The organism is Aeromicrobium sp. (assembly GCF_037719875.1).
Taxonomy (GTDB): domain Bacteria; phylum Actinomycetota; class Actinomycetes; order Propionibacteriales; family Nocardioidaceae; genus Aeromicrobium.
The window spans coordinates 128,631-140,492 of the sequence record NZ_JBBJMJ010000002.1 but is presented as its reverse complement, the minus strand read 5'-3'; the positions used below and the strand labels follow the sequence as shown (position 1 = coordinate 140,492).

The following is an 11,862-nucleotide window of genomic DNA, read 5'->3' as shown; positions in this document are numbered from 1 at the left end:
CACTCTCATCGTCTGAGCTCTCATCGTCGGACCGGCGGCGTGTGAGCCGAGCCGCGTTGCTGAGCCTCGAACGACGGGTCGCAGCCCAAGTTCGTCACGACCGGTCTGCGCTGGGCTTGTTTGGGCGGGTCGAGGTCGCGACCGTAGTCGCACACCATGCTCGGTGTGGGGACGAGGTCAACCCGCAGTGATCCGCCTTGCAGGGTCGAGGCGAGCTCGCCCGAACCCTGCGGGAACGCCTTGAGCAGCGCACGGAAATGCTCCTCCCGTTCCGCCACGATCGCGGTGACCCCCTCAGTACCGTCGAGGAAGCCGGGGAACTTCTTGGACACGTCGGTCACCAGCCGGTTGACCTCCGCGATCTGGGCCGGACTGTCATCGAGGGTCGAGCGGAGCTTGGGATCATAGTCCCGCAGCCACGCTGCGACGCTCTTGGCCGATGCTGCGAAGTCCCGGAACTCATCACCCTTGTCGACGCCCGTACGCAGGACGGTCCGTCCGTTGACGAGGACTCGTTCCGTCGCGGGCCAGTTCTCATCCAGCATCGCGATCGTGGACTCCGCTTCGGTCATCAGCCGGCTGAGGTCGTCAGGGTCCTCGAATGCGACCGCCATCTCGCGCAGGACGACCTTGACGTCTTCGTCGTCGACCTGACTGAGGAGCCCGTCCATGCTGCGCATCGCCGAAGCGACGGACGTCGGTGTAGCCGTGTCGCTGCGACCGAACAAGTGGCCATCGACGAGGTAGGGCGGTCCGTCCGTACGCGGCTGGATGTCAAGGAACTGCTCACCGGCCGGTGACAGTGAGCGGACGACAGCGGCGGAGTCCGCCGGGATGTCACGGGTCGTGTCGAGCCGGGCCTTGACCGTCACCCCCTTCTCGCCGAGGGTGATGTCGTCGACGGTACCCACGCGCACGCCGCGATACGTCACTCCGGATCCCGGGAAGAGCCCACCAGTGACCTCCAGCGACACCGTGAACGTGTCGGGGCTCCGGGTGACCGATCGGTTGAGGATCCCGCCGTAGAGGTAGGACACCGCCAGCACCAGGATCGCCAGGAGAGCCCCAGCCGACACCAGGTTCTTGAGACTGATCTGCCGCTTCATCGGCCTGCTCCCATCAGCTGGTCGACCAGGCCGCCCAGACCGATGTCCGGCTGGCCGCCGGCGCCTGGATCGAGCAGGTCTCCGAGCTCTGGCACATCAAGGCCCGGGAGCAGCCCGCCGGGCACGACCTGCGAGGGCCCCTGATCGGGCGCAGCGGGACCGGTGATCGACTCGAGGCCCAGTGTGCCCTCGATGTTGAGATAGGTGTTGAGGTAGTCGGTCGGGACCCCACGGTCGAGCAGCTCTGCCAACCTGATGAGGTCATTCAGTCCCGGGCCGAGCTCGCCACGGATCGACAGGAGTCTGTCGAGGATGGGCCCGGTCTGGTCGAGGATCTGGAGGAAGTCCGCCTGCGTGCGGTCGATGACGCGGCGCGACACCTTGCTGACGCTCGTGACCCCATCGAGCAGCTCGGTCAGCTCCTCGGTGTTGTCCCTCAGGACAGCGGCTGCCGGCGCGACGTCCTTGAGCGCAGCGTTGATCGTGCTGCGCCGCTCATCCAGCTGGCCCGACACGTCGCGCAGGGCACGGAGCAATCGGCTGATGTCCTCGCTGCTCGATGCGAATGCCGCCGTCGTGGTGTCGAGCCGCTCCAACACGCTGCGCGCCGTTCCGGCGCGGCCATCCAGTGCCGCATTGGCTTCTTCCACGATCGTCCCCAACTGCGTGAGGCTACCGCCGGTCAGCAACATGGATGTCGCGGCCATCGAGTCCTCGATGCTCGGCGCCACACTCGTCATCTCGGTCCCGAGCTTGGCTCCGTCGTCCAGGACCGGGCCAGCACCGTTGTCCTGGACCTCGACGAAGAGCTCACCGAGTGGTGTCGTCGACCGTAGCCGGGCCGTCGTGCCGTCATGGAGGCGACTGGTGGAGCGGATCTCGACCTCGACCCGGGCAGTGAAGTCACGAGACTCCACCGTGCGCACCTTGCCGATCGGCACTCCCTTGAGCTTGACCTGGGCACCGATCGGCAGGTTCAGCGCGTCCTCGAACTCCGCAATCAGCTGGTACGTGTCTCCCCCGACGGAGGTGCCGGGCAGTGGCAGGTCCTCGGCACCGACACCGCAGCCGGAGGTCACCAGTGCCAGTGCGAGCGCTGCGAGTGTTGTGCGGTGCCAGCTCATTGCCCCTCCCCCCTCAAGATCTTGAGCAGATCAAGCAGGCCGGCCGTCGAGTCGAGCCCGGCGCACAGGTCCCCCGCCACGGGCAGCTCCTTGCAGAGCGCCTCGAGCGCAATCTTGCCCGGCACGAGGTCGCCCGGACGCACCTTCATCGTCAATCGGCCGCCGTCCACCGCGCGATCGAGGTTCTGCATGAACAGCGGCATGGTCTCCACCAGGTCACCGAGCTCCCCCTGGTGCTCCAGCAACGACTGCGAGAGCGTCGTGATGTCGTCGAGCTGCGAGCCGATCTCGGACCGGTTCTCCCGGACGAACGCAGCGACCTCGCGAAGCATCGCTGTCAGAGCGTCGATCGTGTCCTCCATGGCCTGGCTCTCGTCGTCGAACAGGTCGGTCGCAGATGTGAGCTGATCGGAGAACCTCCGCACGGTCTTGTCGTTGGAAGCAAGAGTCGACGTCAGCGCGTCGAGGTCGTTGAGCACCGCGATCGCATCACCCGAGCCGTCGTTGAAAGCGCCCAACGCCTTGCCGAGGTCGGACACGGTCTGCGCGATCCGAGCACCATTGCCGTCCAAGGTGTCCGCGCCGACCGAGAGCATGTCGCCCAGCGCATTTGACTTGCCATCCGGGCCGGCAACCGCCGTGGCCAGCTCATCGACCGATGCGAGCACCTCGTCGAACTCGACCGGATTGCGAGTTTGGCCCAGCACGATGGTGGCACCGTCCCGCATCGTGGCTCCGGACTCGTAGACCGGGGTGAGCTCGACATAGCGGTCGGTCGCCACCGAGCGGGAGACGATCACCGCGCCGGCATCGGCCGGGACCTTGACACCGGGATCGATCTTCAGGGTGACCCTGACCTTCGACCCGACCGGATCGATCTGGGTGACCTCGCCGACTCGTACGCCGAGAACCCCGACGTCAGCACCGTCGAACAGACCCGCAGAGTCCCGGAACTCAGCAGTCACGGTCGTGCCATCGCCGCCGCCGCAAGCGGAGAGGAGACCCACGAGCATTCCCACGACGATCGTCGCGGCGAGGCGCCTGGTCATTCGCAGCCTCCCGTCGGGTTCACGCAGGTGAAGCTGTCCGGAATGAGCGAGGGCACGTGGACATCGAGCCAGGGACCATTGCCCGTCGCGTTGGCGAAGTAGATCGAGGTCGTCGCCAAGCCATCGATCGAGTCGGTGAGACTCTTGTCGTGCTCCTGGAGAAGTCGAAGCGTCGACTTGAAGTTCTTCATCATCGACGTCAGCTCGGTCTTGTTGTCGCTGATCACGTCGGAGATCGCCTCGGCCAACCGCCGGCTGTCGATCAGCATCTGGTGGATCGCGTCCCGCCGTGACACCAGCTCGTCGAGGATCAGGTTCGACTCCTCCATGAGCTTGATGATGTCCTGACGATTGGCCGCAAGTTTGCCCGTGACCGTGCGGGTGCTCGAGAGCAGGGCGCGCATCTCGCCGGACCTGTCGGCGGCGATCTTGGACAACCGGGACACTCCCACCAGAGCGCGGCGGCCGGAGACCGATGTGCCGCGCAGTGCGTCGGCCATGACCGTCATCGACTTCGCGAGTGTCTCGCTGTCCAGCGCCTCGAGAGTTTCCCCTGCGGCCTCGACGACATCTTGCAGGTTGTATGGCACCGAGGTGCGGCTGCGCGGGATGGTGTCATCAAGGAGTGTGCCGCCGCCCTCGGGGGTCACCCCGAGGTAGTGCGTGCCGAGCAACGTCAGCACCTTGACGCCTGCGGTCGTCTTGTTGCCAAGCCGGATGTCGCTGTCGACCGTGAATCCGACCTCCACCTGCCGTCCGCGCAGCTTGACGTCGGTCACCTTGCCGACCGCGACGCCAGCGACCTGCACTGACTCGCCGACCCGGAGCCCAGCAGTGTGCTCGAGATAGGCCGTATAGCTGCTCTTGCCGATCGACGTCGTGCTGATGTATGCCAGCAGCAACGCCATCACTACCAAGAAGACCCCGCCGCCCAGGCCCAGGCGCCGAATGCGGCGGGCGCGCCGCTCGTCAAAGGTACTCATCGGCACACCTCGGAGTAGGGGCCATTGGCTCCACCGAGATTGATCTTCTCGGGTCCGAGGCCGATCGAGAGATTGCAGAGATAGATGTTGACCCACGACCCGAACGACAGCGGGCGCGAGAACGCCCCGGTTGCCACGGGCAGGGCGTCGAGCACGTCTCCCAGCTCTCCCCGAATGGCGACAAGCGTCTTGGAGAGCTGGTTGAGCCTCGTGATGTCGGCGTCCAGGTCGGGCCGAGACGCGTCCACCAGATCTGCCGCTGCTTGGGACAGCTCACTGACACCGTTGATCGCAGAGCCGATGCTCTTGCGTTCCTTGGCCAGGCCCGATGTCAGCTCGCGGAGCCGCAGGATCGTCTCGTCGAACTCGTCATCGCGCGCTGCGAGGTCCTCGAGGACGGGAGTCAGGTTCGTAATGACCGCACCGACCACCTCGTCGTCGTCCGCCAGTCGCGACGAGACGGTTGCCGTTTGGTCGAGCAGCGACTCGATCGTGCCACCCTCGCCCTGCAGGACCGAGACGATCGAGGACGCCAGACGGTTGATCTCCTTGGGGTCGATCGTGGCGAACAGCGGCTCGAAGCCATTGAGCAGCGCCGTGAGGTCGAAACCCGGGCTGGTGCGCGAGAGGGGGATCGTTGTACCGCCCGGAATCGTCGGCGCGCCCTCTTTGCCAGGGACCAGCGCGACGTATCGCTGGCCGAGGAGATTCTGGTAGCGGACCACCATCGAGGTGTTGGCGTAGATCTTCTGGCGCTCCGAGAGGATGAACTCGATCTCAGCCGCTCCCTTGTCGGTCACCCCGACGGACTGGACGCGACCGACCGAGACACCGGCTGCGCGGACATCGTCGCCCGAGCGCAGACCGCTGACGCTGGTGAACTCAGCCTTGTACGTTCGGCTGTCTCCGGAGAGCTGGTTGGACATCGTGTTGTAGAGCAGCAACATGAGCAGCGTCGCCACGGTGGCGAAGGCGAAGAACTTGATCGCGGTGAGCTTCATGGCGTCGCCCCGATGAGTGGACGGGACAGCAGCTCGCCGACCCCGCCGGATTCGAGCTCGCCCAGCCGACCCCGCACCGAGTCCAGGACTGCGGCGTCAGGCTGGGAGGCGTCCGAACCCGAGGAAGCCGTGGCGCCCGAGCCTCCACCTCCGCCTGCACAGTTGTCTGCGGCGAGCGAGCCGTAGCGCGGGCAGTCTGCCGCCGTGTAGGGGGCCACGTCGGACACCACGAAGCGCCCATCGACCCGGATGAAGGGGCCATCCGAGAGGGCGTCGCTGGCTCCCCGACCGAAGTCCACGAAGCTGCGGAAACCCGGGACCATCTGCGCCCGCTCGTCATAGAGCACGTCGGTGATCACGGCGGTCTGCCGGATCGTGCGTACGAGTGATTCCTCATTGTCAGTGAGCAGGTCGTCGGCGTTGGCGACGAGTGCCCCGGACCCGGTGAGGAGCGAGGTGAGACTGGCCCGCTTTGCCGTGATGGTCCGCGCGGTGACGAGGCCGTCGTCCACGGCGTCCAGAAGGTCCGGCGTGACCCGCTCAAGATTCTCGAGGTTGTCGGCCAACAGGCGAATGTCCTCCTGCAGGGTCGGCAGGCGCGGTTCGAGGCGCCCGAGGTAGCGGTCCAACCGCGCCATCGTGGCCCCGATCTCGTCCCCTCGACCATCCAACGCCGTGGAGATCGCCGTCAGCGTCGTCGACAGCTCGGCCGGACGCACCGCGGTGACCACCCGGTAGAGGTTGTCGAGCGTCTGCTGGAGCTCCAGCGTCTCGACCCGGCGATCCTGCGGGATGATCTGTCCGGCCTTGAGCGTGTCTGTTGCTCGGTCGGTGGGAGCGACGAGGTCGACGTAGGAGGTGCCGAACACAGTGGCAGGCAAGACCCGCGCCACCACGTTGCCGGGGATGTCTCGGGCGGCTCGGCCTTTGAGCGTGAGCGAGATCTTGACTCCGTCATCAACCAGGCGCAGGTCTGTGGCGCGTCCCACGATGACCCCGCTGGACTTGACGTCGGCGCCTGGCGTCAGTGATCCGCCCGCGTTGTCGACAATGGCATCGACCTCCACCGTCGAGCTGAAGTTGCCCTTGGTGTACGCCGTCACGAAGGCAGCAATCAGCACCAGGACCACCGCGGCGACGCCGCCGCGCAGGAACATGACCCGTGGTCCGCCGGAGTCTCGGCCGAGAAATTCTTCCATTCGACTACCCCGATATCCTCACGCCGGAGTCCGCGCCCCAAAAGGCCAGAGTCATGACCATGTCGAGGATGATGACCAGCACGATGCTGGCGCGAATCGCTCGGCCGGTGGCCTCGCCAACTCCCTCAGGGCCGCCAGTCGCGGTGAAGCCGAACCAGCAGTGGATGAGGGTCACGATGAGCGCGAAGACCATGATCTTGACGACCGACAACACGATGTCTCGGGGGTTGAGGAACGCCTCGAAGTAGTGCAGATAGGTGCCGGACGGTTGCTTGAAGACGAAGGTCACCGCAAATTGAGTCGCCAAGTACGATCCGATCAGCCCGATCAGGTAGAGCGGGAGGATCGCGATCATCGAGGCGACGACCCGAGCCGTGATGAGGTAGGGGATGGGCTCGATGCTCATCACCTCCATCGCGTCGATCTCTTCGCTGATGCGCATCGAGCCGAGCTGCGCGGTGAAACGGCAGCCCACCTGTGCGGCCAGTGCGAGCGCGGCGATGATCGGAGCGAGCTCGCGGGTGTTGACGGTCGCCGAGACGAATCCGGTCAGTGGTGACAAGCCGATGAGCTCGAGTCCGTTGAAGCCCTCGATGCCCAGTGACGTGCCCGCCGACAGGGAAAGCAGCACCATCACGCCGATCGTGCCGCCGCCCACCACCAGGGCACCACTTCCCCAGCTGATGTCACTGAGGATCGAGAACGTCTGCCCGCGATACTTCACGAGGCAGCGAGGGACGGATCCGAGAACTCGCATCACGAAGGTCAGCTGCGCTCCGAGCGTACGGACGGCGCCGGCCGGGCGCTCCAGCACATCGAGCGCCATCAGGCGATCGCCTGCGGCACCAGTGAGACGTATGCCTGGGTCAGCGCGACATTGATCACTGCGAGCATGATGAACGCCAGCACCACGGTCTGGTTGACGGCGTCAGCCACGCCCTTGGCTCCGCCCGAGGCGGTCAAGCCCTTGTGGCAGGCCACGATCGTCGCGACAAAGCCGAAGATCGCCGCCTTGCCTTCAGCGAGCCACAGGTCGGAGATCTGGGCGAAGCCTGTGAAGGATCCGAGATAGCTGCCCGAGCTCGTGACGCCGGTGCCGACGTTGAGGGCGAAGCCGGTCATGATGGCGGTGACTGCGACGACCACGTTGAGCATCAGTCCGACTGCCACGGCAGCGACGACCCGGGGGGCCACCAGGCGTTGAACCGGATTGAGGCCCATCACGGCCATCGCGTCGATCTCCTCACGCACGGTCCGCGAGCCGAGGTTGGCGCACAGAGCGGACCCGACGGCACCAGCCATGAGCAGCGAGGTGACCAGCGGTGCCCCTTGGCGCAGGACGCCGATGCCGTTGACTGCTCCGGTGAAGGACGATGCGCCGATCTGCTCGGCCACCGCACCCACCTGGACGGCCACGATGATGCCGAACGGGATCGCGACGAGCACGGTCGGCAACAGCGACACCCGGATCATGAACCACCCCTGCAGGAAGAACTCCTCCCAGGAGAACCGCCCGCGCACGATGTCCACCACCGCGAACCGCGTCGCGCCGATGCCAAGCGCGATCATCGCTCCGAAGGTGTGAAGGCCCTCCTCGAACTTGGAGCGCGCAAAACTGTCCGGGCCGAGTATCCGTCGTGCCGCGGCAGCGCCGGGCCGCGGTCGAGCGGTCTTGGCGGCAGGATCTGACACCCAAGATCCCCTTCCACATTTCCTACCCGACGGTAGGTTCTAGAACCGTAAGTGAAGAACATGCCTGCGTCAACAGCCCCAAGGGCTCGACGATTGCAGTTGCGAACAACTCTCATCGAAACCGTGACATTGGCCAATGTCAAGTATACGCTCCGAATCATGAAGCTGCGAGAGTTCGTACTATTGCCGGTCCGCGTATCCCTGGCTGCCACCGAAGCCACGCTCGCGCTCGGTCAGCTCGCTTCGCCGAAGGGACCGATCCTGCGCGAAGGCGGCTATGCCACTCGATTTGCCTCGATCTTCGGTGACGGCGGCCTGGCCGATCAGCTGAGCAAGCTGTTGGGCGACGAGCGCGGCGCTCTCGCGCTCGTCAACACCCTTGCCGACCTCACCTCCGAAGATCGCCCGATCGGCAAGGCCCTGGCCCGCGACGGGCTGGTGGACCGGCTGACCCACGAGAACGGGACGCTGTTCCGCTACCTCGAGGCCGGCGGACCGATCGATCGGCTGCTCGCCGAGGAGGGTCCGCTCTACCGGTTCCTCGAGCCCGGCGGGGCCCTGGACCGACTCTTGGCCGAGGAGGGAGCGGTCGAGCGGGTCCTCGCCCCCGGCGGACTGGTCGAGCAGCTCCTCGCCGAAGACGGGATCCTCGAAAAGCTGCTGGAGCCGGGTGGGACCGTCGATCGGCTCGTCGCGCTGGGCGACACCTTCGACGCGCTGGTCCCGCGCATCGAGATCCTCGGCCAGGCGATCCCGGAGCTCAACGGCGCCGTCATGGCACACAACGTCGCGGTCGAGCCGCTGAGCGCCCTGGCGGGACGGCTCCCGGGCAACCGTCGTGGCAACAGGGGCTCGCCGCCCGTGATCCCGGCCGTTGTCGACCCACCGCCCACTGACGTCGAGCCCCAGCCAGTTGGTGCCGACTCGAACTAGACCCAGTCGCGGCGGCGGTGCTGGGCGATGAGCGGCGCCTGATGTCCTCCGTCGATCAGCCGCAGTAGGCGGGTCTGGACGACAGTGGCGACGAGGTGTCGAGTGAGCCGCCGAGGTTGATCGCTCGCAGCAGGCCGGGGCCGCCCGGCCTCCCCCACCAGTTGTGGCGTGCCGAGACCCGGTAGCGCGTGACCTCGGCCGCGAACAGACCACCACGCAGGCAGTTGCCCCCGACGCTGCCCAGCGACCCACCGCCGATGTCGAGCCTCGATGAGGTCGTACGACCGAGGTCCTCGGCCGCGAAGTCGGCGATGCTCGACCCCACGCTCGAGCTGCCCGCGAGATTGCTGCGCTGCACCTTGACCGACAACTCGTCCAAGCCCGTGAAGTTGCGGATCGCCAGATTGCCACCGCGGTTTCCGGTGATCGTGGCGCGGTCGACGTCGACCGCGATGCGCTTGGTCGACCCGGAGCCGTTCACCACGTTGCTGCCGACCGACAGTCCATTGTTGGAGCACTCGCGCAGCGCGCTGTCACGCACCGTGAGCTCGACGTCGTTGCGAGCGCCGAGGCTGCCGGCCAGGAGGCAGTCGCCATTGTTGAACGGCACGACGAAGGTGTTGCCTACCCCCGTCGACCGCTCGGCTGTGACGCGCTCGAGCACCATCTTGAGCCGGGCATCGGTGCCCAGCGCGCCCTCCTCGATGACGTCACCGGGCGAGCCGGAGAAGGAGCTGTCCCGGACGATCGTCGTGACGTGCGAACCCTTGCCCATCGTCACCATCTCGAGGCCGTTGGCCGAGAACCCGCCGAGCCCTCGCGCGTTGGTGTAGGTGTTGTGAGTGATCGTGGCGTGCAGGCGCGACGGCCCGACCCCGTTGACGAATACGCCTTCGGAGTCAGCCCCCTCGACGATGAGGTTGAGGTCGTCCTCGTTGCCGAGATCGGCCTGGGTGTTGCGGTCGACCACCGCTGTCAGCCGAGAGGTGTCGCTGGTCTGCAGGCCGATCGCGAGGATCGACTCGAAATCGGGGCCCTGACGGAGGTGATGCACATCGTTGTCCGAGATGGTGGCGGTGGCCTGGGAGGCCCCGAACGTACGGACGTCGATCCCGTCACCGCACTCAGCGTCGTGCACCTCGTTGCCGGTGATCGTGGCAGTCACGTCCGTGCGGGAGCGGGAGTCGACCATGATGCCGGCCCACCCGTTCTGCAGGCCGTCGCTGATCGGGATTCCGACGCCGGGCACGTTGGTGGGTGCGTTGAACGCCGGGATGAGGAAACCCGGCGTGCACGACGAGTTCTGCCCGGAGACGTCATTGCCCCGTACGACGACCCCTGAGACGTCGACGCCGTAGACCGCTCCGCGACGGGCATCGACGATCCGCAGACCCGTGACCGTGGTGCGGTCGGCGAGCCGCACGGCGTCCCCGTCCAGTCGCGTGGTCGAGTTGGTCAGCGTCGGTGCACCACCGTCCCCGGACACAGCAGTGCCATCCCCGGCGAGGGTCTGGCCAGGTTGCAGCGCGATGCCCCCGTCGAGCGGCGTGGTCGAGGCCTGGACGACGATGCGGTCGCCAGGGCTGGACGCCTGCTCCACCTCAGCGAGCGAGCCGAACGGGCGCGCCACGGTGCCGTCGCCGCCTTGGGCGCCGGCGCGCACCTGCCACGTGGTGGGCACGGCAACGGCGGCGGTGGGTATGGCGAGCAGGGACGCCATCACCAGGCCGGGCAGAATGACGCGGGCAACAGATCCGGACATGTGAAGCCTCTCGATGGTTCAGCGAACGACGGTGCGGCAGGTGTTGATCGGCGTCTTGCCAGCGAAGCGCCGATCCAGGAAGCCAACGGCTCCCGGCGCGCCGAGCGCGAGCTCGGTCAGGTGCTCCCCAAGGATCTTCTCCCTGCTCTCCACGATCGTCCCGGCGCGGCAGTAGTTGGCGATCGTGTCGCGGGCCGGTCCGATGGGAGCGAACTCATCGAGCTTGGCGTGATAGTGATAGACCGGCGCGGAGGGGGCACCCGGCATCGACCGTGGGCTGTTCTCGGCCAGCATCTGGGCCACCGCAGGCGTGCTCAGAGCGTCGGGCGTCGCCTCGATCTGCCCGAGGGTCAGGAACGGATAGCGGGGGACGGACTCAAACAGGCAATCCGCCTCGGTGGCCTTGACCTTCTGCCGTCCCGACTCGTTGATGTATTGCAACAGGTCAAGCTCGGGATAGGCCCGCAGGAATCCATTGATGCCCATCGGGATCCCACCGCCGGCGAAGCTGCCACTGAAGGCATCGATGACCTCGCGCACGTCGCCCAGCAGTCCGCCGAGAGCGACGCCTGCGAGCTTGACCTCCGGGGCATACGAAGGTTGCAGCTGAGCTGCGGCGGCACTCGCCAGGCTGCCGCCGGAGTAGCCCCACAGGGCTTTCGGCGATTTCTGCAGACCGGCGGGAGCGAACCCGTCCAGCGCACGTATGCCGTCCAGCACGGCCTTGCCCTCCGTGCCAGCGACAAGGAACTCCGAGCGGATGCCTTCGTAGTCGGGCACCGACACCGCCCAACCCTTGAGCAGGAGCGAGCCGATCATCGGGGTCTCGCTGTAGGACCCGGTGAAGCCGCCTTGCAGGCCAGCGGTCAGGGCCGTAGGACGGGGCGCATCGTGTGGACACGCCGTCCTCAGCGGTCTGGTAGGAGACGACCGGACGGGAGCCCTTGCCCAGCCACGGCGCTGTCGGAACAAGGACAGTAGTGACGGTGGCCGTCGGAACACCCTTGGAGTCC

Annotated in this window: 11 protein-coding genes; 1 reads left to right on the top strand and 10 read right to left on the bottom strand. The window is 66.5% G+C overall.

The annotated features are described in order from the left end of the window. Nucleotides 1-20 precede the first annotated feature (20 nt). From WKF39_RS03360 to WKF39_RS03325, 8 genes are read right to left on the bottom strand one after another with little or no spacing between them, the layout of a single operon-like run. Nucleotides 21-1,106, bottom strand: a complete 1,086-nt coding sequence (locus WKF39_RS03360; protein ID WP_340385813.1) for an MlaD family protein — start codon at nt 1,104-1,106, stop codon at nt 21-23. Beyond that, nucleotides 1,103-2,230 carry an MCE family protein gene (locus tag WKF39_RS03355; protein WP_340385812.1) on the bottom strand — a complete coding sequence of 376 codons (1,128 nt, stop codon included), beginning with the start codon at nt 2,228-2,230 and terminating at the stop codon, nt 1,103-1,105. The genes WKF39_RS03360 and WKF39_RS03355 overlap by 4 nt, the downstream gene beginning before the upstream one ends. Continuing rightward, nucleotides 2,227-3,279 (bottom strand): MCE family protein, encoded by a 1,053-nt coding sequence (locus tag WKF39_RS03350; protein ID WP_340385811.1) that lies wholly within the window; start codon nt 3,277-3,279, stop codon nt 2,227-2,229. Before WKF39_RS03350 ends, WKF39_RS03355 begins: the two co-directional genes overlap by 4 nt. Beyond that, a complete protein-coding gene (locus WKF39_RS03345; RefSeq protein ID WP_340385810.1) occupies nt 3,276-4,262 on the bottom strand; it encodes an MCE family protein in 987 nt (328 codons plus the stop codon). The genes WKF39_RS03350 and WKF39_RS03345 overlap by 4 nt, the downstream gene beginning before the upstream one ends. After that, a complete protein-coding gene (locus tag WKF39_RS03340) occupies nt 4,259-5,263 on the bottom strand; it encodes an MlaD family protein (RefSeq protein WP_340385809.1) in 1,005 nt (334 codons plus the stop codon). Before WKF39_RS03340 ends, WKF39_RS03345 begins: the two co-directional genes overlap by 4 nt. Beyond that, on the bottom strand, nt 5,260-6,462 hold the full coding sequence (locus WKF39_RS03335; RefSeq protein ID WP_340385808.1) for an MCE family protein: 1,203 nt from the start codon (nt 6,460-6,462) through the stop codon (nt 5,260-5,262). The genes WKF39_RS03340 and WKF39_RS03335 overlap by 4 nt, the downstream gene beginning before the upstream one ends. Nucleotides 6,463-6,466: 4 nt before the next feature. Next, nucleotides 6,467-7,288 (bottom strand): ABC transporter permease, encoded by an 822-nt coding sequence (locus WKF39_RS03330; protein WP_340385807.1) that lies wholly within the window; start codon nt 7,286-7,288, stop codon nt 6,467-6,469. Further along, complete coding sequence (locus WKF39_RS03325; protein WP_340385806.1) at nt 7,288-8,154, bottom strand: ABC transporter permease; 867 nt, start codon at nt 8,152-8,154, stop codon at nt 7,288-7,290. The genes WKF39_RS03330 and WKF39_RS03325 overlap by 1 nt, the downstream gene beginning before the upstream one ends. A 159-nt stretch (nt 8,155-8,313) precedes the next feature. Between WKF39_RS03325 and WKF39_RS03320 the strand changes: the two genes are divergently transcribed. Then, a complete protein-coding gene (locus tag WKF39_RS03320) occupies nt 8,314-9,087 on the top strand; it encodes a hypothetical protein (RefSeq protein ID WP_340385805.1) in 774 nt (257 codons plus the stop codon). A gap of 55 nt (nt 9,088-9,142) precedes the next feature. Here the strand turns inward: WKF39_RS03320 and WKF39_RS03315 are convergent, their stop codons facing one another. Together WKF39_RS03315 and WKF39_RS03310 are read right to left on the bottom strand one after the other, a co-directional pair. Beyond that, complete coding sequence (locus tag WKF39_RS03315; protein ID WP_340385804.1) at nt 9,143-10,849, bottom strand: hypothetical protein; 1,707 nt, start codon at nt 10,847-10,849, stop codon at nt 9,143-9,145. Nucleotides 10,850-10,867: 18 nt separating this feature from the next. Next, nucleotides 10,868-11,668: a lipase family protein gene (locus WKF39_RS03310; protein ID WP_340385803.1), complete on the bottom strand. Its 801-nt coding sequence runs from the start codon at nt 11,666-11,668 to the stop codon at nt 10,868-10,870. Between the last annotated feature and the right edge of the window lie 194 nt (nt 11,669-11,862).

Bases quoted from the DNA above. Each gene is read 5' to 3' on its own strand.
- WKF39_RS03330 (WP_340385807.1), bottom strand. From the start codon at position 7,288: ATGGCGCTCGATGTGCTGGAGCGCCCGGCCGGCGCCGTCCGTACGCTC.
- WKF39_RS03310 (WP_340385803.1), bottom strand. From the start codon at position 11,668: ATGATCGGCTCGCTCCTGCTCAAGGGTTGGGCGGTGTCGGTGCCCGAC.
- WKF39_RS03360 (WP_340385813.1), bottom strand. From the start codon at position 1,106: ATGAAGCGGCAGATCAGTCTCAAGAACCTGGTGTCGGCTGGGGCTCTC.
- WKF39_RS03345 (WP_340385810.1), bottom strand. From the start codon at position 4,262: ATGAGTACCTTTGACGAGCGGCGCGCCCGCCGCATTCGGCGCCTGGGC.
- WKF39_RS03335 (WP_340385808.1), bottom strand. From the start codon at position 6,462: ATGGAAGAATTTCTCGGCCGAGACTCCGGCGGACCACGGGTCATGTTC.
- WKF39_RS03350 (WP_340385811.1), bottom strand. From the start codon at position 3,279: ATGACCAGGCGCCTCGCCGCGACGATCGTCGTGGGAATGCTCGTGGGT.
- WKF39_RS03355 (WP_340385812.1), bottom strand. From the start codon at position 2,230: ATGAGCTGGCACCGCACAACACTCGCAGCGCTCGCACTGGCACTGGTG.
- WKF39_RS03320 (WP_340385805.1), top strand. From the start codon at position 8,314: ATGAAGCTGCGAGAGTTCGTACTATTGCCGGTCCGCGTATCCCTGGCT.
- WKF39_RS03340 (WP_340385809.1), bottom strand. From the start codon at position 5,263: ATGAAGCTCACCGCGATCAAGTTCTTCGCCTTCGCCACCGTGGCGACG.
- WKF39_RS03315 (WP_340385804.1), bottom strand. From the start codon at position 10,849: ATGTCCGGATCTGTTGCCCGCGTCATTCTGCCCGGCCTGGTGATGGCG.